Origin of the sequence: Rhodoferax koreense (assembly GCF_001955695.1) — a bacterium.
Taxonomy (GTDB): Bacteria; Pseudomonadota; Gammaproteobacteria; order Burkholderiales; family Burkholderiaceae_C; genus Rhodoferax_B; species Rhodoferax_B koreensis.
The window spans coordinates 658,815-682,211 of the sequence record NZ_CP019236.1 but is presented as its reverse complement, the minus strand read 5'-3'; the positions used below and the strand labels follow the sequence as shown (position 1 = coordinate 682,211).

The window sequence follows — 23,397 nt, the reverse complement described above, 5'->3', positions numbered from 1 at the left end:
TTGTCAACAATAGTATCGGGGAAAATAAAGCAAGCAGTTGAACCCCTGTGTAGAGCCAAACCTACTTGCCTCGATGAAGTAGCACAACGTGTGCCAGAAAACCTAAGGTGTACGGCGCCGAAAATGCCCTCTATTGATTCAATACCCTAGCTTGGGATCGATGATGCCTGTGATTGGTGCACCTGTGGCGTGCGCTTTGATCTTGGACGCAATCTGCTGGGTTGCAATCGAGTCGATGGGTGTGGCCGACACGTGCGGCGTGATGCGCACTCTCGGGTGAGTCCAGAATGGGTGATCGGCACTGGCGGGCTCGGTGTTCAGTACGTCCACTGTTGCCCCGGCCAGTTGGCCGCAGTCGAGCGCAGGAATGAGTGCCTCTTCGTCAAGGTGACCACCGCGTGCGATATTGATCACGTAGGAGTTCCGCGGCATTTGGCTGAACAGTCGCGCATTCAGAATGTGCTGAGTTTCCTCCGTCAGCGGAACGAGACAAATCAGCACTCGGGTGGCTGCCGCAAATTCCCTGAGGCCTTCAGCGCCGACGAAGACCTGCACATTGCCACCGCGGGCACTTCGAGCCCAGGCGTGCACCGGAAACCCGAGCATCCTCACGCGCTCAGCGACGACCGATCCGAGGGTGCCGAAGCCTAGAATGCCAACGGGAAAATCGGACTTCTCGCGGGGCGGGAAGGGCAGCCACTTGCGCGCATGCTGCAAATCCTCGCAGTGATCGAATTCCCGGAAGTAGTGGAGCAGTTCGTGTGTCACGTAGTCGGCCATTTGCTCGCTCATGCCCGCATCCTCCAAGCGGACGATCGGTAGGCCGGCAGGGATCCGCAGTGCACGAATGCGGTCGACACCGGAACCGCCGTTGAAGATGGCGCGCAGATCAGGTTGGGAGTCGATGATTCGTTGATCTGGATTCCAGAGGACAAGGTAGTCGCCCGCAGGACCGTCGGGCTGCCAGTCGATGACCTCGAAATCCGGCAGCAGTGCTCCGAGCCGCTCTCGCCATACTTTGGCACGCGGGTCATGCGGCGCGAACGCGCAGATCACTCGCATGAGGGACTCTCCAGTCGGCGTTGCACCACGCGCAGCAGCACGCGAAGCCCGTGAATGAGGTCTTGATCGTCGGTGTGTTCCCGCGGGTTGTGGCTGACGCCTCCGGCACTGGGCACGAAGATCATTGCGGCCGGCGCGATGCGGGCGATCATCTGCGCGTCATGACCGGCACCCGAAACCATGCGCATGGCGGGCAGCCCGAGCTCCTGTGCCGTCTGCGCCACCAGGCTGACGATGGGCTCGTCGAACTTGACCGGCTCGAAGCGGGCGAGCGACTCGGTGCTGAACTCGATGCCGTCCGTTTCGCGCAGTTGCTCGAGAAACGCCAGAAGCTTCTTTTCGGCCTCCTGGAGTTTCGTTTCGTCCGGGTCGCGGATGTCCGCCGTGAAGATGGCCTTGCGCGGGATGACGTTGACCAGGTTGGGTTCGAAGGCGATGCTTCCGGTGGCTGCGATGGTGGTGCCTCCCGAGTTGTCGGCGATCTCCTTACGCATGAAGGCGATGACCTTGGCTGCCGCCAGGCCCGCATCGCGGCGCAGCCGCGTCGGAGTCGTGCCAGCATGATTCGCTGTTCCGTTGATGGTGATGCGTTGCCAGGAGATGCCCTGGACGCCGAAGACGGCGCCGATGGTCAGGCCCTCGGCTTCGAGCACTGGGCCTTGCTCGATGTGCAGTTCGATGTACTCGGCCGGGACGATGGTGCCCACGGGCGCCGTGCCGTCGTAACCGATGCGCCGGAGTTCATCGCCCAACACGGTGCCATCGATGCCATGGCTAGCCAGACCTTCTTCCAACGACATTCCGCCGGCATAAACCAGCGAGCCAAGCATGTCGGGGTGGTAACGAACCCCTTCTTCACCGGTGAAAGCGATCACCGTGATTGGCCGCTCAGGCAAGATGCCCGCATCTTGGTAGGCCCGGCACACGGCCAAACCGCCGAGAACGCCGTAGCAACCATCGAGTGCACCTGCATTGCGCACAGTGTCGATGTGCGAACCCATCATCAGATGGGGCTTCGAATCGTCCTTGGAGGAAAGGGTGCCTATGAGATTGCCGATCTGGTCTACTTGCACACGCATGCCCAGATCAGTCATCAATCCCTTGACGAAATCGCGCCCCTGCCTTTCCGCGTCTGTCAGGGCCAGCCGGGTTCGGCCACCCTTTTCGGTGTCGGTGCCGATGGCGCCCAGTGTCCGGAGTTCGTTGAGGAAGCGATCTTCATCGATGTGAAGCGCGGCATGCTCGGTTGTCGACATGGAATGCCCCTGATTAAATATGATTGACGATTGCTGACAATAATAGGATGGGTAGCCATAGTTGCTCGCGCGGTCAGGCAGGTTTGCCACGAGCCCCTCGGCTAAGTTTCTTCGAACAATTTCAGGTGTATTGAACTATGAGCGTTGCGCAAGTCCGTCCGATCTTCAAGCTGTCTGCAGAGGCGCAAGTCGAGGCTAACCTGCGAGACTTCATCCTGTCCGGCGCGGTGAAACCGGGCTCGCGCGTGACGGAGATCGCGCTCTCGGAGCAGTTGGGTGTTGCGCGCGCGACGCTTCGCACGGGCCTGCACAAGCTGGCCAGTGAAGGCATCCTGGTGCAAATTCCTTACACCGGTTGGCAGATCGCCGAATTGTCGGCGCAGGACGTCTGGGAAGTCTGGACCTTGCGCGGAAGCCTGGAAGGGCTCGCTGCGCGCCTCGCAGCCCAATGCCGAAACGAAAAGCTGCGCACGAAAATCACCCAGGCGTACCTGCGACTGGACGCCGCTTGCAAGGCAGGCAGGATGGATGCGATCTCCAAATGCGATTTCGCGTTCCACCGCGCGATCATCGAAGCGGCACAGCATTCCCGCCTGGACCACCAGTACCGTTTGGTCGAGCAGCAGGTTCGCCTCTGCATCGATACAAGCAACAGGATCGAGGAAATTACGCCCGAAGCGATTCGCCTGCAGCACAAGCCGATCTACGAAGCCATCCAGGCGGGCAAGCCGGCACTGGCTGCGGAAGAGGCGATGGCGCACAACGAAAGTGAAGGTAAGCGACTCGAGGAATGGCTGAAGGCTGCGGCGGGGACCCGGTAGAGCGGGGCGCTGCGCCCGGCGGGGTTCGGCCGGCCAGCCGCAGCTGCCCATCATTTTGGCAAACGTCTGAAGACGTATTCCAGTTCGGTCAGAAAGCGGTCAACGTGCTGTTCACCGAACACCAGTGGCGGCCGAATCTTCAAGATGTTGGCGTGGTTGCCAGTGGCTGAGATCAACACGCGGCGCTGGCGCAGGCCGTTGACGACCGCGGTCGCCGCGGCGGCATTCGGGGTCTTCAGCGCGCGATCGCTGACCAGCTCGACGCCCGTGTAAAGGCCCGAACCGCGCACGTCGCCAATGATTTCGAATTGGGACGCCAACTGCGCGATGCCCTCGCGCAGCAGGCGACCAATGCGGCCGGATTTCCTCACGAGATCCTCTTCCTGGATGACGTCGAGAGTGGCCTGGGCGGCGGCGATGGCGACGTTGTTGCCACCGAAGGTGTTGAAGTAGCGCATCGAACTGCCAAAGCCGGCGACCACCTCGGACCTGACGGCAATGGCCGCGACCGGGAAACCATTGCCCATGGGTTTGCCCATCGTCACAATGTCCGGATCGATGCCGTGGCGTTGAAAGCCCCAGAGTTTTTCGCCGGTGCGGCCGAAGCCGGACTGCACTTCGTCGGCGATGAACAGGCCTCCGGCCTTGCGCACGACTTCTGCAACCGGGGCCAGCAGCGATGTCGGATGACCGTAAACGCCATCGGAGGAGAACATGGAGTCGACGATGAAGGCCGCCAGCCCATCGCCATGACGTTGCAGGTCGTCGATTTGCACCTGTACGTCGGCCGCCATCTTGCGGCCCAGTTCTTCGGGTGAAAAGCGGTAAGAGTCCGGCGCCGGCACCTGCCGCACCCAGGTGCCCAGCGGTGAACTGATGCCCAGAGAGGGCGAGAACCCGGCCGTTAGATGGGAATTGCCGTGATACGCCTCCTCGGTCACGATGATGCCGCGCTTGCCGGTGTGGTGCAGGGCAATGCGCAAGGCCAGGTCGTTGGCTTCGCTGCCGGTACAGGTGAACATGACATGGCCGGCCACGCCCACGGCGCCGCCGAACGTCGCCAGCAGCTGCTCCGCATACTTGAGGATACCGGGTTGTAGGTAACGCGTGTGGGTGCATAAGGTCTGCATCTGCTCGTGAACCGCTGCCGCGACCCGAGGATGTGCATGACCGATGGAGACGACGTTGTTGTAGGCGTCCAGATACTCGTTGCCTTCGGCGTCCCACAGAAGCACGCCACTGCCCTTTACCACTTGCACGGGTGTTTGATAGAAGAGGCGATACGCGGGGCCGAGCAGGCGCATGCGCTTGTCGATCATCTGTCGTGTCTCATGGGCTAGGCCTTCGGCCGTAGCCGGGTTGAAGGCGTTGACCATCTTGCCGCCAGGGGCGGTGCGGGCGAGATCCTTGCTCATGTTCTTTCTTGGTTCAGTGGAGCGAAATTCGAGATCAGGCGGGATCGGCCACCAAGATGGCCGCGGAAATCTCTTCGTGGCTGCGATTGAGAAACCACTGCAATTGGGCCCACCCCTGCAGCGTGTTGCGCAACAGATAGGCGGAGTTCTCGGGAAACTGCTTGGCCAGGCTGATACTTAGCAACGCGCGTGCGATGACACGCGCCATGACCAAGTGTGGAATCAGTTCGAGTTCTTCGGCATGGAGTTCCGCATTCGCAAGGTAGCCGTGCAGGACATCGCGCCCCGCGGCGAACATATCCTGGCTGGGCAGCGTTCCGCTATTGCGAGGAAGCTGGTTGAGCAGCGCGGTGGAGACGTCGATCGCGATGGCGGTGTGGACAGCGTCGCCGAAGTCGATGATGCCAGTGACGAACGCCGCCGTAGAAGGGTCGACGACGATGTTGGATTTGCTGAAGTCGTTGTGCAGTACCTGCTTGCGTAGCGCATGGATGCGCGGTAGCAGCGGGGCCAGTTTCTGCAAGCCCTTGACCAGCATCCCACGTTGGAAGCCGTCATCGATGTTGGCCACGAGGAACTCAAGACTCTCGATGTTCTTGACATCCCACGGGATGAAGCGGTGGCTCGCGGCATGAACAAACCCCTCAGTGGCCAGACGCAGGCGGGCGAGCATCGCACCGATGAGGCGGCGCTGATGGCCATTGGCGGACGACGCGTCCAGCGGCGTACCGTCCACGAAAGACATGAGCCTAACAAGCCGTGTCTGGCCGGCATGGTCCAAGATGCTGGCATGTGTTTTGCCGGTCAACGTCCGTACGATGCGCGGAATGGGCAAATCGGGTGAGACCTTGGCAATATGCTCCAGCAGTCGGACTTGAAAGTCCAGTTCATCCTGCGCGTCGGCAGGGTTGGCCAGCTTCAAAACATACGCGCCGCAGGGGCTGTCCAGTCGATACGTGTCGTCTTTCTCTGTGGCAAACCTTGTCAACCGACCTTGCAGGCCGTAAATCCGACTCGCAATGCTCTGTGCTTCGCTCTCTGCGACTGGCACGAACGGAGTTGCCATGCGACTTAAGTCGAATTCGGGAATCTTTGGCATGCGAATTGGTGGCTGATAGAACTCGGATGAACTGAGTTGAAAACTCAATTTTTGATCGGCGCATGACTATAGCATTCAATTTGACGATTGTCGACAATGTGAGCGAAGGTCGTTGACGAGGGCTTTGAGTCGCCTTGCCTGGTCACGAAGTCTCGAGAGATTGCTCATCCGCCCCGGACCTGCAAGCAGCGGTTACCACGCCATCGCACCTTGGGACACGAAGATGGATGAACAGTCATTGGCATGCGTCGATTGACACGCGCAGGTCGAGCCCTGAACTTTGACTGTTCAGCTCCTGGAGGGCAGTTCAGACCGAGGTGGTTCATGCTGCGAGCGTAAGTGCGTGGTGAGCAGCAATGCTGATCAGAAAACTCCCATCCTTTACTGTCTCAGCGTCTCAACCTCCGCCGAATATATCCCCGGACTCGTTTCCACGTCGAACCCAGCCCGTACTCCGGCTCTCAATCACATCAGCCAGCCAGTACATGCAGATGCCCAGCACGGCGACGACCAGCAGGGCGGCGAATACCAGTGGAACTCGGAAAAACGAGCTCGCGTTGAGCAGTAGGTAGCCGACGCCCGCATTGCTGGCCACCATCTCAGACACCACGGAGCCCACGAAGGCTAGCGTTATGGCAATCTTCAGAGAAGCGAACAGGTAAGGCAGGGCACGTGGGAGCGCCACCTTACGTAGGATGGACGCGCAGGAACGCCATGTGCTGCTGAACACGCTGAACAGCGAGCGCTTTGCCGACACCGCTCCCGCGGCCGTACATGCCACGCTGCTCGACGAAGGCGTCTATCTCGGCTCGGTGCGCACGATGTACCGGTTGCTGGCCGTCAACGGTGGCGTGCGCGAGCGGCGCCGCCAACTTGCGCACCCGATCTACATGAAGCCTGAGCTGCTGGCCATGGCACCCAACCAGGTCTGGTCGTGGGACATCACCAAGCTCAAGGGGCCAGCCAAGTGGACGTGCTTTCATCTGTATGTGATCCTGGATATCTTCAGCCGCCACGTCGTGGGCTGGCTGATCGCCGCGCGCGAAAGCGCAGAGTTGGCCGAGCAACTGATCGCTGACACCGTGGCGCGCCACGACATGCAGCCCGGCATGTTGACTCTGCACGCCGACCGTGGCGCCAGCATGCGCTCCAAGCCCGTGGCCGCACTCCTGCTCGACCTGGACATCGCCAAGAGCCACAGAAGGCCACACGTCTCTGACGACAACCCATTCTCCGAGTCGCAGTTCAAGACGATGAAGTACCGCGCGGACTTGCCCTCACGCTTCGGCTGCATCGAGGACGCACGCGCCCACTGCCAGACTTTCTTCGCTTGGTACAACACCGTGCATCGCCATTCGGGCACCGCACACATGACGCCGCACAGCGTTCATTGCGGGCATGCCGACACGGTATGCGCGATCCGTCAAGTCGCTCTTGATGCCGCGTTTGTGGATCACCCAGAACGCTTCAAAGGCAAACCGCCATCCACCCATGCCGTGCCTGCTGCGGTGTGGATCAACCCACCACCTAAGGATGGCGATCAACTCTGTTCAAACACCGCTGCTTTGCGTAGTAAATTTATGACGCCAGGTGCTGCAAAGTCATTGACACGTTCCGCTTCATCAACCATGAAGGAGTACGTATTGACCAGCATCCCCAAGATCGACCCGAAGCGTTGGCAGCCGCACCTGCAGCGGGCCAGACGCGAGGGCAAGAGCGTGGCTCGCATACGCGAGCGAGCAAAAATACCAATTGGTGACCTTCAACATCTCGCGAAGTGAAGCGACGCTGACGTGGATGCTTGTCAGGCGCTCATTTTCTTAGCGGATCCCCTGAACTCAGCGCGGTTGAAGAAGGATCTCTGTCTTCTCGTTCGAGCGCGCGCGAAACGAAGTCGTGGGGTCCGAGCGTGCGACCGTCCTGTGATTTCAACTCAAGTGGGCGGAGTTTTTCGTGCGTTTGTCGGTCCACCAGATCGTAGGAGAGTTGCCCGGGAGGGAAACAGAATTCTTCTCCCCATTGCCAAAGCGCGGCGACCACTAGGTAGAGCCGCTCACCTTTCTCGGTCAAGACATACTCTCTATAGGAGGACCCATCGGAGGCGGGTGCTGTGGTGAGAACGCCGCAGGCAACCAGCTTCCGCAGACGCGTGGTCAAGATGTTCTTCGCTAGTCCTAAGCTCCGCTGAAACTCCCCAAAACGCCGCGTTCCCGCCAAAGCGTCACGAACAATCAGCAGCGACCACCAGTCACCAATTGACTCGAGGGATCGCGCGATCGCGCAAGTGCTGGTTTCCAGCGTTGTACGCTTGCCCTTCATCTCACTCCTTCATGCCGATGTGTGCATGCCAGTGGCTTGTTGCTATAGACGATCCACGTTCCGACAGCGCCGAAGTCACTGTGGTGTCGTGGCTTGCATCGATTCGTACTCAAGCCGTAAGTTGCAAAAATAAACCAGGCAGAGTACCATCTGGACAATGGTTGTAAAGTTAAACCGATCTGTTGAGGCATTTCGCGGTGGGCGCCCCGGTGACGCCTGCGAGGAATGCTTGCCAGCTCGGGCAAATTGGAGCGAAGAGCACATGCGATTAGCGAGAGGGAGCCTGCCATGAACCCGGCGGCGGAGTTCGACATTATTGTCTATGGGGCGAGCGGCTACATCGGCCGACTCGTCGCGGAGCATTACGCGCGGCGCTATGGCGTGGGCGGTAAGGTGAAGTGGGCCATCGCCGGTCGCAGCCAAGCAAAATTGGCAGAGGTGCGCGATCAGCTCGGGGCGCCGAAGGACATGCCGCTGGTGGAGGCCAACGCGAACGACCCGGCCCAACTCGCCTCGATGATCGCGCGGACCAAGGCGATTGTCTCGACCGTTGGACCCTATCAGTTCTACGGCTCAAACTTGGTGGCCGCCTGCGCGGCTGCTGGGGTTGATTATTTGGACTTGTGTGGCGAGCCCGCCTGGATTCGTCAGATGATCGATACGCACGAGGCGACGGCGAAGGCGTCTGGCGCACGGATCTTGTTCTCATGCGGGTTCGATTCGCTGGTGTTCGAGCTTGGAGTCTATTACGCCCAAGAGACGGCTAAGGCGACGCTGGGCGCCCCCGCGCCACACGTGAAAGCTCGGCTGCGGGCCATGCAAGGCGGCCCTTCGGGGGGCTCTGTCGCGAGTGTGATGGCCACAATGGCGGCGGTTCAAAACGATGCTGTGCAGCGCGCGGTCTTTATGAGCCCGTTTGGCTTAACGCCTGGCTTCGAGGGGCCAACCCAACCTCAAGGCGACGCGGTCAGAGATGACCCCGACGTGGGACCCGTTGGGCCGTTCATCATGGCTGCGCTCGATACCAAGAACGTCCACCGCTCGAACCTCTTGATGGGTCATCCTTATGGCAGGGATTTCCTTTACGACGAGATGGTGGTTGGCGGTGGCGAAATACCGAGCGTAGGGGATATGAGCCTCCTGCCCAAGCCCGGCGAGGGGCCGACCAAGGATGAGCGTGAGGCCGGCTTTTACGACATCCTGTTCATCGGAATCGGAGCGGACGGGCGGAAGGTGCGCACGTCAGTGAAGGGCGATATCGATCCCGGTTATGGCGCGTCATCAAAAATGCTCGCTGAAACGGCGATCGCTCTGATGGGTGCGCCGGATGTGCCAGGTGGCATCTGGACCCCTGGCGCTGCGCTGCGCGGCAGCCTGGTCGAGCGATTGAGGCGGCACGCCGGCGTGAGCTTCAGCGTTGAGGAATAGCTGTTCAAACCATCGTGGCCAGATAGGCGTGCCACTCTGATGTTCGTTTTTCGCCAATTCATCCCCAAACCACAGAAAAGGAAAAAACCATGCCACTCGTTCGCGTAACTATGCTGAAGGGTAAGCCTTCAGAATACATCAAGCAGCTATCACAGAGCATTTATGAAGCCCTCGTTGAGGCTTATCTCATGCCTGAGAACGACATGTTCCAGATCATCGAACAGTTGGAGCCCGGGACGCTTATATACGATCGACGATTTGGGATCGACGGCGAGCGAAGTGACGATTTCATCCTCATCAACATCGAGTCCGACGCAAGGCGGCGTGATGAGAAGAAGGCGTTTGTGGCCCGTCTCGTGGAGAAGCTTTCGGTATTACCAGGCCTGTCGCCGGACGATGTTTTCGTCCGCCTCTCGGCGAACACCGTAATGGAAGATTGGTCGTTCGGGGGCGGCAAGGTTGCCTCCGACATCGAATATCCGGCGGGATGAGATGCGGGCGGTTGGCGGCTCCTCAAGATGATCGAAAGATCGACCGCCAAGTTGCTCGAGAAGCGGCGAACCTTTCTCGATGTTCTTCCTGTGAATGTCGGGTCATTTCCCAGTGGAGCCTTTCAAAGTGTCCTCGACCCCAAATGACGTTCTGTTTCGCGCCTGCCGCGTGGAGTCATTTGAACTTGGCATGGCGAAAACGGCCTCAACCATCACCGGATGGGCGAAAAAGCCCTTGGGGGCGCCGACCATCAGCGTCGATGCTATTGGACATAACAACGAGTTCCTCAGACACACACAGGCGGAGAGCGCTCAGAAGCCGCAATCCTCGACCAATTGGTCGATCGGAGGGAGTGTGAGGAGTTCGATCTGATCGCTGTCGGACGAGTCCCAATGTGCGATATCCACTGGACAGAGAAGGTAGGCGCCAACCCTGACTACGCTATGAAAGAGTTCGATCCCGCCGCAATTGGCGTACTCGTATAAGAGTGGCTTCGTGCGACACACCAATCGCTCAAGTCTCTGAACGACCAGCAATGTAACTACAAACAACTGAAAGGGCTAACTTCATGACAACAGCATCAACATCAACGGCCGACGCCAATAAGCGGCTCGTCCTCCAGGCGGCGCAAGAACTCTTCGGGAATCTGGATCTGACCGCGCTTGATCGCTACTGGGGGGATTCATATATACAGCACAACCCGCTCTACCCGGACGGGAAGGAACAGATTCGCGCACTTATCCAAGGCGCAATTGACAGCGGCGTTCCGACCAAGGCAGAAGTGAAGCGAGTGGTCGCAGAGGGCGACCTCGTCTGGATTCACGCGAAGAGCTTCTTCTTCGGTAAGGAACTTGCGACGGTCGAAATATTCCGTGTCGAGAACGGAAAGATCGTCGAGCACTGGGATGTCATCCAGGAAGTGCCCGCGGAGTCGGCCAACAGCAATACGATGTTCTAGTCCTTGCCCTGCAGGAGCCCCGGTTTTGCAAGGGAAGCAGTACGAGTTTTGCATATGCGTAGGTATAGAGCACGTATGTCCATCGCAGGAACTTCGAATCGTTATCCGCCAAGCAAACGGGATGGACGAGTCAATCCTCAAAGCGCTCAAGCTCGTTCCCGAAGCACAACCCGAGTTACCCAGATCGCCGATGAGTCGGTCGAGATGCGGTGCATGTCGCGCGACTGCTGGGCGATTTGCTCTTCGACCACCAATAAGTCTCCATGGAAGGGAAGTGGATGCTCAACTCTCGCGTCTCCCGCCCGCTTCGCCTGGTTGTGCTTGGTGTGTAGGCCCCACTCGCGCATGCAGACAAGTTGACTAGGTCCGACTGCGAAGACAACTGGATTGTGGGCTAGGCATCGACAGTGCCGAGTCTTCGGGGGCCCGCGGAAAGGGGGAGCAAGAGATACCAATCGAGCCATTTTTCAGCGCGGCGTGAACTGCATCGATGTCGACCTGGCGTGTTCGAGTCAGGGCACCTTGCCGAAAGGCAAGATCAAGGAGTGAAAAAAATGAAGCGCACTGATGTCACTAGCCTGACGCTTTCTCTCTATCGTCTTGCCACCTTCATCACCGTGCGTTTTCTAGCAGACACGGTGAGGTGGCAATGATCGAGCTGCGGCACCTACGCTACTTCATCGCAGTCGCTGAGGAACTTAGCTTTCGCCGTGCCGCAGAACGCGTGCACATCGATCAGACCCCGCTATCGCGGACCATCCGCGATCTCGAAGATCAGCTGGGCGTGCAGTTATTTGTCCGCACCCCGCGCAAGTTGCATTTGACGCCTGCCGGTCTGCGTTTGCTCAAGGAGGTACGGAAGCTTTTCATCCGCGTCGAACGCACTTATCGCGCCGTACGCGATACGGACGTCCGCTTCCGCGCACCGTTGCGAATCGGGGTGGCCGACGGAATCGCGCAACCCAAACTTTCCGAGTGCTTGGTACGCTGGCGCGAAGTGGCCCCGGAGGTGCCCCTGGAGCTGACCGAGATGCGTGCTTCGGAGTTGGCGGCAGCATTGCAGCGCGAACAGCTCGATGCAGGCTTTTCATTCGGTCTACCGAATGACGACACCCTCTCGCAGCAGCCCGCGTGGAGTTATCGCGCCATGGCACTGCTGCCGTTTGGGCATGAACTCGCATTGCAGCCTACGCTACCTATCACCGAGGTGCTGGCCTTTCCGCTCCTGTCCTGCCATGCCGATCGGCTGCCGGGCCTTCTGCATCAGATTCGGGCTATCGCGCAACGCCACTCGACGATTCCTACATTCGCAGGGGAAGCCTCCACGCTGAGCGGCTACTTCACGCGCATCGCTGCAGGCCTGGGAGTGGGCTTGGCAGACGCGGGCCACGTTGCCACGCTGTGCCGCTCGGATGTTGTGGCCGTACCACTGCACGAGGACGAGCGTATCACCACGTTCGTGCTGCACAAACACCAGCGCTTCGGTCTACCGCATTCGCTGCAACGATTTGTTGCGCACACCAAAACTTTGCATTAGTCGTTATAGCTATCGCTCCTACGACGCGCCGCATGGCGTGATCGGTCTTGGACAGTTCGCGCAGTTGCCTCGATGCTGCTACTCGCTGACGAGTTAAACGCATTAAAAGCGCAACTCTGTCGTACGGCCCCAGCTTCTTCCGCCAGCTTACGCCACAACCCGCCCCATCGCTCTTCCATGGGTGTGCGCTTTGGGGCCTCGATTCCAAACTCGGGCAAGCGGTGCCGCTGGAGCATGCACGCGCTGGAATCCAGACGCAAAGGAGGAGTAGCCCATGCCGACTCGGGGTGCGACCGGTATTTTGTTCGGACAGATTGTTGTGGTGCTGGGTATCGCCCTCGGCGGCCTATGGACTGGCACGCAGTGGACGGCGCATGCGCTTGGCAATCAGGCCAGGCTTGGACCACCTTGGTTCCGCGTTTCGCATTCGCCGGTTTACCAGCCGTGGAAGCTTTTCGAGTGGTGGTATTTCTATGGTGCCTATGCACCCGAGGTATTTGAGCGCGGCGGGGTCATCGCCGCGTCGAGCGGATTGCTGGCCACGGGCGCGGCCATTGGCATGGCGATCTGGCGCTCACGGTTGGCCAAGCACGTCACAACCTACGGTTCCGCTCGATGGGCCGAGAACGAGGAGATTGCCGAAACCGGCTTGACTCGGCCTGCCGGTGTGTTCCTTGGCAAGACCGCGCACAGGGACGCCGAATACCTGCGCCACGAGGGTCCAGAGCACGTGATGGCCTTTGCTCCGACGCGTTCCGGCAAGGGTGTGGGCCTGGTCGTACCGACTCTGCTGTCCTGGCCAGGCTCGGCAGTGATCCACGACATCAAGGGCGAAAACTGGAACCTCACTGCCGGCTGGCGCGCGCGGTCTTCGCATTGCCTGCTATTCAACCCGACTGACGCCAAGTCTGCAGCGTACAACCCGCTGCTCGAAGTACGGCGAGGCATGTACGAAGTCCGAGATGTGCAGAACATTGCCGACATTCTGGTCGATCCTGAAGGCGCGTTGGAGCGGCGCAACCACTGGGAGAAGACCAGCCATGCCCTGCTGGTCGGTGCCATCTTGCACGTGCTCTACGCCGGCGAGGACAAGACGCTGCGCGGTGTGGCCAACTTCCTGTCCGATCCGGCATGCCCATTCGAGATGACGCTGCACCGGATGATGACCACCGGGCATCTGGGTGAAGAGGTCCATCCCGTCGTCGCCTCGGCTGCACGTGAAGTGCTAAACAAGAGCGACAACGAGCGCTCGGGGGTGCTATCCACCGCGATGAGTTTTCTGGGCCTGTACCGTGACCCCACGGTCGCCGAAGTCACCTCGCGCTGCGACTGGCGGATCGCCGACCTTATCTCGGCTGCCCATCCGGTCTCGCTCTACCTGGTCGTGCCGCCCTCGGACATCAGCCGCACCAAGCCGCTGATTCGCTTGATTCTCAACCAGGTCGGCCGGCGATTGACGGAGTCGCTGGACGGCTCAGACGGCATTGCACGCAAGCACAAGCTGCTGCTGATGCTGGACGAGTTCCCTGCGCTTGGGCGGCTGGACTTCTTCGAATCCGCACTGGCTTTCATGGCAGGCTACGGCCTGCGTGCCTTCCTGATCGCGCAGTCGCTCAACCAGATCGACAAGGCCTACGGCCAGAACCACTCCATCCTGGACAACTGCCACGTGCGCATCGCGTTCGCGACGAACGATGAGCGCACGGCCAAGCGTATCTCCGAGGCGCTTGGCACAGCGACCGAGCTGCGCGCCCAGCGCAACTACGCCGGGCACCGGCTCGCGCCATGGCTCGGCCACCTCATGGTGTCGCGCCAGGAGACGGCCCGTCCTCTGCTCACGCCTGGCGAGGTGATGCAGTTGCCGCAGGACGACGCGGTCGTGATGGTCTCCGGCCATCCGCCGATCAAAGCGAAGAAGCTGCGGTACTACCAGGACCGGAACTTCACCACGCGCGTCCTGCCCGCGCCCGTGCTGGTTGCCGGCGCGTACGCGGACCGTCCCGCGACGCGCCCTGACGACTGGAGCGGATTGCCACCGCTGGCTGCACTGTCGACTTCTTCTGGCGGCGATGCGGGCGGTCTTGCCGACGAGGGTGGCCACCAGCTCAAACCCGAACTGGATCTCACCGCCGATGCGCCCTTGATGCCTGACGGCGAGGGCCTGCTGGTGCTTGATGACGAAGACGACGTGCCGCTGCGGCCGCAAGACGTGGACCGGCAGTTGACGCGCACCGCGCGTTTGGTCGCACTGGACCCTGATGACGGGATCGCGCTATGACCCGCGCCCGGCTGAACATCTTCATCGAGCCGGAGCACGCGAAGCGTCTGGACCAGATCGCGGCGCACAAGGGCGTGTCGAAGTCCGCCGTGATCGCTGCGGCGCTGGCTTCGTTCCTCTCGCCCGATGGGGAGGACCAGCGTGAGGCCGCCATCGCCAAACGCCTGGACCGGCTTTCACGCCAGTTCGACCGCCTGGAGCGCGACCAGAACGTGCTGATCGAGACGGTGGCGCTCTACGTCCGCTACTTCTTGACGGTCTCGATCCCTGTTCCCGAGGGACAGCAGGAGGCCGCTCGCGCGCAGGGGCGCGCCCGCTACGTGCAGTTCATCGAACAGCTCGCGCGCCAGATCCAGCGCGGGCGCAGCCTGGTGCGCGAAGTCCATGAGGACATTGGACCCGCTGAAGCTGACCCGACGCAGGCGGATGCCCAGTCGGGGACCGATGCCGACGCCATGGAGGTTCCTCGTGAACCCGCCTGATCCGAACGGCATGGACGCCTCGTTGGAGCGGCGCATCCGCATGCTGCGCACAGCCATGGGGCCGGAGATTGCGGCCGCGTTGGAGGACCCCGAAGTCGTCGAAGTGCTACTGAACCCGGACGGCTCGCTTTGGGTGGACCGGCTGGGCTCGGGCCGGGAGGCCACCGGCGCAGCGATTCCGCCCGCAGTGGCCGAACGGATCATCCGGCTGGTGGCCGCGCACGTGCGGACCGAGGTGCATCCGGGCGCACCGATCCTGTCGGCCGAGCTGCCTGAGACTGGTGAACGCTTCCTTGGGGTGCTGCCGCCCGTCGTGCGCGCGCCGTCGTTTGCGATCCGCAAGCGGGCGCTGCACATCATGACGCTGGCCCATTACGTGGCCGATGGCGTGATGACCGAGGAGCAGGCGGCGTTCCTGCGCCGCGCGGTGCGCGAGCGCCTGAACGTCGTCATCGCGGGCGGCACCAGCACCGGCAAGACCACGCTGGCCAATGCCTTGCTCGACGAGATCGCAGAGACGCGCGACCGTGTGCTGATCCTCGAAGACACGGTGGAGCTCCAGTGCCGCAGCGACGACCATGTGTGCATGCGCACCGAGCCGGGCGTGAGCACCATGGCCGACCTGGTGCGTGCCACCTTGCGGTTGCGACCGGACCGCATTGTCGTCGGCGAGGTGCGCGGCTCCGAAGCACTGGACCTGCTCAAGGCCTGGGGCACTGGACACCCCGGCGGCATTGCCACCGTGCATGCCGGCTCGGCGCACGGCGCGCTCACGCGGCTGGAGCAACTGGTGCAGGAGGTCAGCGTGACCATCCCGCGCGCCCTGATTGCCGAGGCGGTCAACGTCATCGTCTTCATTGCCGGCCGTGGCCGCTCGCGCCGCGTGCGAGAGATCGCGCGCGTCGTCGGCCATGACAGCCACGGCTACCAGCTCGATACCGAGCTGTCTTTCTTCCCGTCGCTTCCTCCTTCCAACCCTTCTTCCACAGGAGATCCTTCATGACGACTTCACGCGTTTCCGCAAAACCGCTTCTCTACGTTGCCGCCGCAGCGGCACTGCTGCTCGCCGTGGCGCTGCCCGCGCATGCGGCCGGCTCGAACATGCCTTGGGAGGCACCGCTGCAATCGGTGCTCGAATCCATTCAGGGACCGGTGGCACGGATCATTGCAGTGATCGTCATCATTTCGACTGGCCTGGCCCTAGCCTTCGGCGACACCAGCGGCGGCTTCCGGAAATTGATCCAGATCGTGTTTGGTCTGTCGATCGCTTTCGCCGCGTCCAGTTTTTTCCTGACCTTCTTCAGCTTCACGGGCGGGGCGGTGCTGGCATGAACTCCACCATCGGAAGTCTGGCCGGCTTCGAGGTGCCGCTGCACCGGTCTTTGACCGAGCCGATCCTGCTGGGTGGGGCACCGCGCACCGTGGCGATCGCCAACGGCACGCTGGCCGCCGCAGTCGGCTTGGGCCTGCAGCTCTGGCTTCCCGGCTTCGGGCTATGGGTCATCGGACATTCGCTCGCCGTCTGGGGAGCTCGCCTGGACCCGCAATTCATGCAGGTCTTCGCGCGACACATCAAGCACCGGCAGTTGCTGGACGTGTGAGGTCACGATGTTGAATCTCACCGAATACCGCAAGCGCCCCGCGTTGCTGGCCGACTGGTTACCGTGGGCCGGAATGGTGGCGCCCGGCGTCGTGCTCAACAAGGATGGCTCGTTCCAGCGCACGGCACGGTTCCGGGGGCCGGACCTGGACAGCGCGACACAAGGAGAGTTGGTCGCCACGTCGGCGCGGCTCAACAACGCGCTACGGCGTCTCGGCTCCGGTTGGGCCTTGTTCGTCGACGCCGTGCGACGCGAAGCGGCTGACTATCCCGATTCGAGCTTTCCCGAGCCGCTCTCGTGGCTGGTTGACGAAGAACGCCGTGCCGCTTTCGAGGAGGACGCCAGCCACTTCGAAAGCAGCTACCACGTGACGCTGCTGTACCTGCCGCCTGAGGAGTCGACGGCCCGCGCGGCCCGGATGCTCTATGAGAACCACCGGTCTGAAGGCGTGGATTGGCGTGAGCGGCTCGAAGCCTTCGTGTCCGAGACCGAACGCCTCTTCGGTCTGCTCGACGGCGTGATGCCGGAGATCTCATGGCTCGACGACGCGCAGACCTTGACCTACCTGCATGGCTGCGTGTCCACGCGCCGGCATGCGGTGGCCGTGCCCGAGGTAGCCATGCATCTGGACGCGCTGCTGGCCGACGAACCGTTAGTGGGCGGTCTGGCGCCGATGCTCGGAAATCAGCACCTGCGGGCGCTGTCGATTCGCGGGTTTCCGACCTCCACTTGGCCGGGCCTGCTCGATGATCTGAACCGCTTAGGCTTCGCCTACCGCTGGAGCACGCGATTCCTGTGCCTGGACAAGGCTGAGTCGGAGAAGGAACTGAGCCGCCTGCGCCGCCAGTGGTTCGCCAAGCGCAAGAATATCGTTGCGCTGCTGCGCGAAACCATCTTCCAGCAGGAGAGTCCGCTGGTGGATTCCGATGCCTCGAACAAGGCAACGGACGCCGACGCGGCACTGCAGGAGCTGGGCGGCGACCAGGTGGCCTTCGGCTACGTCACGGCCACGGTGACCGTACTCGACGCCGACGCCACTGCGGCCGACGAAAAGCTGCGTGCCGTCGAACGGGCCATCCAGGGTCGCGGCTTCGTCACCATACCCGAGACATTGAACGCGGTCGATGCTTGGCTGTCATCGGTGCCAGGCCACGCCTACGCGAACGTGCGCCAACCCATTGTTTCGACGTTGAACTTGGCGCACATGATGCCGGTGTCGGCCGTGTGGGCCGGGCCGGAGCGCAATGCGCACCTTGATGGCCCGCCGCTGATCGTCACCCGCACCGATGGAGCGACGCCGTTCCGTCTGGTCACGCACATCGGCGACGTTGGCCATACACTGATCGTGGGACCGACCGGCATGGGCAAGTCGGTTCTGCTCGCGACGCTGGCGATGCAGTTCCGTCGCTACCCTGGCTCGCGCATCTTCGCCTTCGACATGGGCCGCTCCATGCGAGCCACCATTCTCGGGCTCGGCGGCGAACACTACGACCTCGGCACCGAGGGCGCCATTGCGTTCCAGCCACTCGCCCGCATCGACCAGCACGGCTACCGCACCTGGGCGGCCGAGTGGATCGAGGGGCGCTTGATTCAAGAAGGCGTCACCGTCGGCCCGCCCGAGAAGGACGCCGTCTGGTCGGCGCTCAACAGTCTGGCCAGCGCTCCGTTCGAGCAGCGAACCATGACCGGGCTGTCGGTGCTGCTGCAGTCCAACGCCCTGCGTCAGGCCCTGCAGCCCTACGTTCTGGGCGGCGCGCACGGCAAGCTGCTCGATGCCGAAAGGGACCGGCTCGGTACTGCATCTGTGCAGGGCTTCGAGATGGAAGAGCTGATGCACAGCAAGGCGGCAGTGCTGGCGGTGCTCGGCTACCTGTTTGCCCGCTTCGACGAGCGCTTCGATGGCGCGCCTACGTTGCTGATTCTGGATGAGGCCTGGCTGTTCCTCGATGACACGGTGTTCGCCTCGCGCATCCGTCAGTGGCTCAAGACGCTACGCAAGAAGAACGTCTCGGTGATCTTCGCCACGCAGTCGCTGGCGGACATCAAGGATTCGACGATTGCGCCGGCCATCGTGGAGAGCTGCGCAAGCCGCATTTTCCTGCCGAACCCGCAGGCGACCGAGCCGCAGATTCGGGTGATCTACGAGGGTTTCGGACTCAACGGGCGGCAGATCGAAATCGTCGCGACTGCGCAACCCAAACGCGACTACTACTACCAGTCGCGGCTGGGCAACCGGGTTTTCGACCTCGGACTGGGGCCGGTGGCGCTGGCGTTTGCCGGAGCGTCCACACCCGAAGACCAACGGGCCATCGACGCCGTGTCCGCAGCCGCCACTTCCTCGGGCTTCGCAGCAGCTTGGCTGCGCCACCGCGACCTCGATTGGGCCGCTGACCTCATCCCATCGTTTCCATTCATTCCTTCGTCACTTCAGGAGAACTCACCATGAAGAAGCAGCTTCTCGCCGCCGCTGCGGCGTCGCTGATCGCCATTGCTCCCGCCGCGCATGCGCAGTGGGTCGTGATCGATCCCACCAATCTGGCGCAGAACATCATGACGGCCGCCAACACGCTTGAGCAGATCAACAACCAGATCAAACAGTTGCAGAACCAGGCGCAATCGCTGATGAATCAGGCACGCAATCTGACCAGCCTGGATTTCAGCGCGCTCAATGAGCTGCGCGCAGCCCTATCGGCGACGAACCAGTTGATCCAGCAGGGCCAGGGCCTGGCCTTCAACGTTGCGCAGATGGAGACGGATTTCCGTCGGCTGTACCCCGAGTCTTATTCGGCGGCGATCTCGGGCACGCAGATGGCGACCGACGCGCGCACGCGCTGGACCAACTCCCTCGAAGCGCTGCGCACCGCGGCCAAGGTGCAGTCCCAGGCAGTGCAGAACTTCACGTCCGACGAGCGGACCCTGACCGACCTGGTGAACCGCAGCCAGTCGGCCGCCGGGGCCCTGCAGGCAATGCAAGCGACGAACCAGTTGCTGGCCCTGCAATCGCGCCAGGCGATGCAGGCGCAGCAGCTCCAGATCACGCAGGATCGTGCGACGGCGCTGGAGCAGGCGCGGCAGGTCGCGGTGCAGGAGCGCGCACGCGAGGTGCGCCGGCGTTTCCAGGGCGACGGCACGACGTACACGCCCTACACGGTCAACTTCTACAGCAACTGAGGGGCGGCCATGAGACAGCTTCTGATCATGATCCTGGCCGCTGTCGCAGCGGTGTTGGTTGCTGCCTGCAGCAAGCCCGCGCCCATCGAGTCCGTCGAGTCGCTGATGGCCAATCCCGAGCGCCTGAAGGAACTGCGCGCGCAATGCAAGGTTGACCACGCCAAGGTCGGCGATGCCCAGTGCAACGCGGTGGCAGAGGCAACGCGCCAGCGGTTCTTTGGCAGCGACGGGCCGAAGTACACGCCGCCCTCTTCGACCACATCCCCGCCGCCGGCAGCGTTCTCTCCGCCCGCGGCATCGGCGCCCGCAGCACCGTCTCCCATGCCTCCATCGGCGCCCAAGGACTGACCGATGAACGACCTGTCGGTCATCGACCGCTTCCTGGACGTCTTCTCGCGCTACATCGACTCGGGCTTCGGCCTGCTGGGCGGCGAGGTGGGGTTCCTGACAGCCACGCTGGTCGCGATAGACATGACGCTGGCAGGCCTCTTCTGGGCGATGAGTAACGCCAGCGGCGGCAGTGGCGACGACGTGATCGGCAAGCTGATCAAGAAGGTGCTGTACGTCGGCGCCTTCGCCTTCATCCTGAATAACTTCAACAGCTTGTCGGGGATCGTGTTCCGGTCGTTCGCCGGACTGGGGCTGGTGGCGTCGGGCTCGTCGATGACCCAGGGCCAGTTGCTGCAGCCGGGCCGGCTGGCGCGCGTGGGCGTGGAGGCCGGCGCGCCGATCATGAAGCAGATCAGCGACCTGACGGGCTTTCCGGAGGTGTTCGCGAACCTCGATGTCATCACCGTGCTGTTCCTGGCCTGGCTGGTGCTGATCGTGAGCTTCTTCGTGCTCGCGGTGCAGCTGTTCGTGACGCTGATCGAGTTCAAGCTGACCACGCTCGCAGGCTTCGTGCTCGTGCCGTTCGCGCTCTGGAACAAGACGGCGTTCTTGGCCGAACGGGTGCTGGGCAACGTGGTGTCTTCGGGCATCAAGGTGCTGGTGCTGGCCGTGATCGTGGGCATCGGCACAGGCCTGTTCGCCGAGTTCACAGTGCCGCCGGGCGCCGAGCCCTCCATCGACCATGCGCTTGTCATCATGCTGGCCGCGCTGGCGATGCTGGGTCTGGGGATCTTCGGGCCGGGCATTGCGACGGGTCTGGTGTCTGGCGCACCCCAGCTCGGAGCGGGTGCGGCGGCGGGGACGGCGCTGGGTGCCGCCGGCTTGGCCGTGGCCGGCGGTGCTGCTGTGGCAGGTGCGGGTTCTGCGGTGGCCGCTGGCGCTCGCATGGCGCCGGGTGCCGCGCGATCAGCCATCGGCGGCGGCGCAAGCGCCGCGCGCTCTGCAACGGCCGTGGCCAGCGGGGCGAAATCCGCCTACCAAGCCGGCGCTGCAGCATCGGGCGCCGGCGGCATGCGCGCGGCCGGTGCAGGCCTTGCCAACGTCGCGCGCAGTGGTACCAGCGCCGTGGGCCAGCGCGTCGCGTCCGGCGCCAGAGCCGTCAAAGACGGGGTGGCGAGCTTCGTTGCCGATGCGGCTGCGCCTGCCGCTGCCAAGCCCGCGGCCGATGGGTCCGAAGCCCATGCGCCAACTGCTGAGCCCGCGTGGGCCAAGCAGATGCGCCGCAAACAGCAGATGACGCATGCGGCGACGACGGCTGCGCACACGTTGCGTTCGGGCGATGCCGGAGGAAGTGGCGCCAGCCCGAGCCTGCATGACAGCTCGAGTACCTGACTCAAATTCATAGGAGATCCAGATGCGGTTCAAACGACCCCAGGTGCGGTACTCGGCGACGCCCGAACCCGTCACCCCCTACCAGGCCGCCGCGCAGGTCTGGGACCAGCGCATCGGCAGCGCGCGCGTTCAGGCGAAGAACTGGAGGCTGATGGCTTTCGGTTGCCTGTCCCTCGCGCTGCTGATGGCCGGCGGCCTCGTGTGGCGTTCGGCCCAGTCCATCGTGACGCCATTCGTCGTCGAGGTGGACAACGCCGGTCAGGTGCGTGCTGTGGGCGAGGCGGCCACGCCCTACAAGCCCAACGACGCGCAGATCGCGCACCACTTGGCGCGCTTCGTCACCGACGTGCGTTCGCTGTCTATCGACCCGATCGTGGTGCGGCAGAACTGGCTCGAGGCCTACGAGTACACGACGGACCGTGGAGCGGCCACCTTGAACGACTACGCGCGAGCGAACGATCCGTTCTCGCGCATTGGGCAAAGCTCGGTGGCCGTGGAGGTGACGAGCGTTGTGCGGGCCAGCGACACGTCTTTCCAGGTGCGCTGGATCGAGCGCAGCTTCGCGAACGGCTCGCCCTCTGGCATGGAGCGCTGGACGGCCGTGCTGGCCGTCGTGCTGCAGCCGCCGCGCACCGAGCAGCGGCTGCGCAAGAACCCACTGGGCATCTATGTCAACGGGCTGTCCTGGAGCCGTGAACTCGAATCCACCGATGCAATGAAAGGAACAAAGCCGTGAACACGCATCTCCGTAAATCCGTACTGCCATTGATCTTGCTGGTCCTCGCTGGCTGCGCCACGCAGGGCAAGGCCCCGCCCACGATCTCGCTGGACGAGCCCGTTGCCGTTGCCGCGCAGCCGCTACCGGATCCACCGAAGCCCATCGAAGTGGTTGAGATGCCGAAGCCCTTGCCGCTGCCCGAGCAGATGAAAGCGCTGCCAAGCGAGTCCGACGCGAAGCTGACACCGGAACCCGCGGACGAAAAGCTCCGCGTTTCCCGTGCCAACCTGGAGGCCCGCATCGCACCGACGCGCGAGGGCTATGTCAATGCGATCCAGGTCTGGCCCTACGCTGACGGCGCGCTGTATCAGGTCTACACCAGTCCGGGACGCGTCACCGTCATTGCCCTGCAGCAGGGCGAGGAGCTGGTGACGGTTTCGGCCGGCGACACGGTGCGCTGGATCGTGGGGGATACAGCCAGCGGGTCAGGTGTGACGCTGCGCGTGAACATCCTGGTCAAGCCCACGCGCATTGGCTTGAAGACCAACCTGGTGGTGACGACGAACCGTCGCACCTACCTGCTCGAACTCTCGTCGACGCCGCAGGCCTGGATGGCCTCTGTGTCCTGGGACTACCCGAAGGACCGGATGCTGGCCCTGCAGAAGCAGGCGCAGCAAGCCCAGGCCAGCGCGCCGGTGGAAACCGGCATGACGCTCGAGCAGATCAGATTTCGCTACGCCGTCAGTGGCGACAGTCCGCCGTGGAAGCCGCTGCGCGCCTTCGACGATGGCGAGCGCGTCTACATCCAGTTCCCAGGCAGCATCACCCAAGGTGAGTTGCCGCCGCTATTCGTGATCGGGCCGCAAGGCGATGGGCAACTGGTGAACTACCGCTTCCGTTCGCCGTACTACGTGGTGGACCGCCTGTTCGGCGCGGCCGAACTGCGGCTGGGCGGCGACAAGGCGCAGGTGGTGCGCATCGAGCGCACCGATGGTGTCAGTGCGGGCGCTGGAACAGGCGCAAACCGGAGGAACTGAG

22 protein-coding genes and 1 pseudogene are annotated in these 23,397 nt (G+C 62.5%); 17 read left to right on the top strand and 6 right to left on the bottom strand.

Annotated features, from left to right (window positions below; genetic code table 11):
• Window positions 1-138: 138 nt before the first annotated feature.
• Window positions 139-1,062 (bottom strand): 2-hydroxyacid dehydrogenase, encoded by a 924-nt coding sequence (locus RD110_RS03260; protein WP_076196661.1) that lies wholly within the window; start codon window positions 1,060-1,062, stop codon window positions 139-141.
• A complete protein-coding gene (locus RD110_RS03255) occupies window positions 1,053-2,318 on the bottom strand; it encodes a Zn-dependent hydrolase (RefSeq protein WP_076196659.1) in 1,266 nt (421 codons plus the stop codon). The genes RD110_RS03260 and RD110_RS03255 overlap by 10 nt, the downstream gene beginning before the upstream one ends.
• 137 nt (window positions 2,319-2,455) lie before the next feature.
• Between RD110_RS03255 and RD110_RS03250 the strand changes: the two genes are divergently transcribed.
• Window positions 2,456-3,139, top strand: a complete 684-nt coding sequence (locus RD110_RS03250) for a GntR family transcriptional regulator (RefSeq protein ID WP_076196657.1) — start codon at window positions 2,456-2,458, stop codon at window positions 3,137-3,139.
• Between the two features lie 50 nt (window positions 3,140-3,189).
• Here the strand turns inward: RD110_RS03250 and RD110_RS03245 are convergent, their stop codons facing one another.
• The 3 genes from RD110_RS03245 to RD110_RS27405 all read right to left on the bottom strand — a co-directional run bounded on the left by RD110_RS03245 (window position 3,190) and on the right by RD110_RS27405 (window position 6,338).
• Window positions 3,190-4,554 (bottom strand): aspartate aminotransferase family protein, encoded by a 1,365-nt coding sequence (locus RD110_RS03245; RefSeq protein WP_083686082.1) that lies wholly within the window; start codon window positions 4,552-4,554, stop codon window positions 3,190-3,192.
• A gap of 34 nt (window positions 4,555-4,588) precedes the next feature.
• Window positions 4,589-5,653 carry a phosphotransferase gene (locus tag RD110_RS03240; protein ID WP_083686081.1) on the bottom strand — a complete coding sequence of 355 codons (1,065 nt, stop codon included), beginning with the start codon at window positions 5,651-5,653 and terminating at the stop codon, window positions 4,589-4,591.
• A gap of 397 nt (window positions 5,654-6,050) precedes the next feature.
• Window positions 6,051-6,338 (bottom strand): ABC transporter permease, encoded by a 288-nt coding sequence (locus tag RD110_RS27405; protein ID WP_394329437.1) that lies wholly within the window; start codon window positions 6,336-6,338, stop codon window positions 6,051-6,053.
• Between the two features lie 4 nt (window positions 6,339-6,342).
• Here RD110_RS27405 and RD110_RS03230 point away from each other — a divergent pair.
• A pseudogene (locus RD110_RS03230) lies at window positions 6,343-7,179 on the top strand (transposase); the annotation flags it as partial.
• A gap of 286 nt (window positions 7,180-7,465) precedes the next feature.
• Here the strand turns inward: RD110_RS03230 and RD110_RS03225 are convergent.
• Window positions 7,466-7,972: a winged helix-turn-helix transcriptional regulator gene (locus RD110_RS03225; RefSeq protein ID WP_076196655.1), complete on the bottom strand. Its 507-nt coding sequence runs from the start codon at window positions 7,970-7,972 to the stop codon at window positions 7,466-7,468.
• Between the two features lie 288 nt (window positions 7,973-8,260).
• On the opposite strand from RD110_RS03225, the gene RD110_RS03220 reads away from it, so the two are divergent.
• The 15 genes from RD110_RS03220 (at window position 8,261) to trbG (ending at window position 23,396) form a co-directional block, all read left to right on the top strand.
• Window positions 8,261-9,400, top strand: a complete 1,140-nt coding sequence (locus tag RD110_RS03220) for a saccharopine dehydrogenase family protein (protein WP_076204317.1) — start codon at window positions 8,261-8,263, stop codon at window positions 9,398-9,400.
• An 89-nt stretch (window positions 9,401-9,489) separates the two neighbouring features.
• Complete coding sequence (locus RD110_RS03215; RefSeq protein ID WP_076196653.1) at window positions 9,490-9,891, top strand: tautomerase family protein; 402 nt, start codon at window positions 9,490-9,492, stop codon at window positions 9,889-9,891.
• 569 nt (window positions 9,892-10,460) lie between these two features.
• Window positions 10,461-10,850 carry a nuclear transport factor 2 family protein gene (locus tag RD110_RS03205; protein WP_076196649.1) on the top strand — a complete coding sequence of 130 codons (390 nt, stop codon included), beginning with the start codon at window positions 10,461-10,463 and terminating at the stop codon, window positions 10,848-10,850.
• 649 nt (window positions 10,851-11,499) lie between these two features.
• A complete protein-coding gene (locus RD110_RS03195; RefSeq protein WP_076196645.1) occupies window positions 11,500-12,387 on the top strand; it encodes a LysR family transcriptional regulator in 888 nt (295 codons plus the stop codon).
• 274 nt (window positions 12,388-12,661) lie between these two features.
• On the top strand, window positions 12,662-14,665 hold the full coding sequence (locus RD110_RS03190) for a conjugal transfer protein TraG (protein WP_076196643.1): 2,004 nt from the start codon (window positions 12,662-12,664) through the stop codon (window positions 14,663-14,665).
• Window positions 14,662-15,147: a CopG family transcriptional regulator gene (locus RD110_RS03185; RefSeq protein ID WP_076196641.1), complete on the top strand. Its 486-nt coding sequence runs from the start codon at window positions 14,662-14,664 to the stop codon at window positions 15,145-15,147. Before RD110_RS03190 ends, RD110_RS03185 begins: the two co-directional genes overlap by 4 nt.
• 40 nt (window positions 15,148-15,187) lie before the next feature.
• On the top strand, window positions 15,188-16,150 hold the full coding sequence (gene trbB, locus RD110_RS03180; protein ID WP_204250064.1) for a P-type conjugative transfer ATPase TrbB: 963 nt from the start codon (window positions 15,188-15,190) through the stop codon (window positions 16,148-16,150).
• On the top strand, window positions 16,147-16,479 hold the full coding sequence (locus RD110_RS03175) for a TrbC/VirB2 family type IV secretion system protein (protein ID WP_076196637.1): 333 nt from the start codon (window positions 16,147-16,149) through the stop codon (window positions 16,477-16,479). Before trbB ends, RD110_RS03175 begins: the two co-directional genes overlap by 4 nt.
• Entirely contained in the window at window positions 16,476-16,748 is a 273-nt protein-coding gene (locus RD110_RS03170; protein ID WP_076196635.1) for a VirB3 family type IV secretion system protein, read from the top strand. Before RD110_RS03175 ends, RD110_RS03170 begins: the two co-directional genes overlap by 4 nt.
• A gap of 7 nt (window positions 16,749-16,755) precedes the next feature.
• A complete protein-coding gene (trbE, locus tag RD110_RS03165; RefSeq protein WP_076196633.1) occupies window positions 16,756-19,194 on the top strand; it encodes a conjugal transfer protein TrbE in 2,439 nt (812 codons plus the stop codon).
• A complete protein-coding gene (gene trbJ, locus RD110_RS03160; protein WP_076196631.1) occupies window positions 19,191-19,919 on the top strand; it encodes a P-type conjugative transfer protein TrbJ in 729 nt (242 codons plus the stop codon). Before trbE ends, trbJ begins: the two co-directional genes overlap by 4 nt.
• Before the next feature lie 9 nt (window positions 19,920-19,928).
• Complete coding sequence (locus RD110_RS28795) at window positions 19,929-20,267, top strand: EexN family lipoprotein (RefSeq protein ID WP_076196629.1); 339 nt, start codon at window positions 19,929-19,931, stop codon at window positions 20,265-20,267.
• 3 nt (window positions 20,268-20,270) lie between these two features.
• Complete coding sequence (gene trbL, locus RD110_RS03150; protein ID WP_076196627.1) at window positions 20,271-21,641, top strand: P-type conjugative transfer protein TrbL; 1,371 nt, start codon at window positions 20,271-20,273, stop codon at window positions 21,639-21,641.
• 22 nt (window positions 21,642-21,663) lie between these two features.
• Window positions 21,664-22,377: a conjugal transfer protein TrbF gene (gene trbF, locus RD110_RS03145; protein WP_076196625.1), complete on the top strand. Its 714-nt coding sequence runs from the start codon at window positions 21,664-21,666 to the stop codon at window positions 22,375-22,377.
• Window positions 22,374-23,396 (top strand): P-type conjugative transfer protein TrbG, encoded by a 1,023-nt coding sequence (trbG, locus tag RD110_RS03140; protein ID WP_076196623.1) that lies wholly within the window; start codon window positions 22,374-22,376, stop codon window positions 23,394-23,396. Before trbF ends, trbG begins: the two co-directional genes overlap by 4 nt.
• The last annotated feature ends 1 nt before the right edge of the window (window position 23,397 follow it).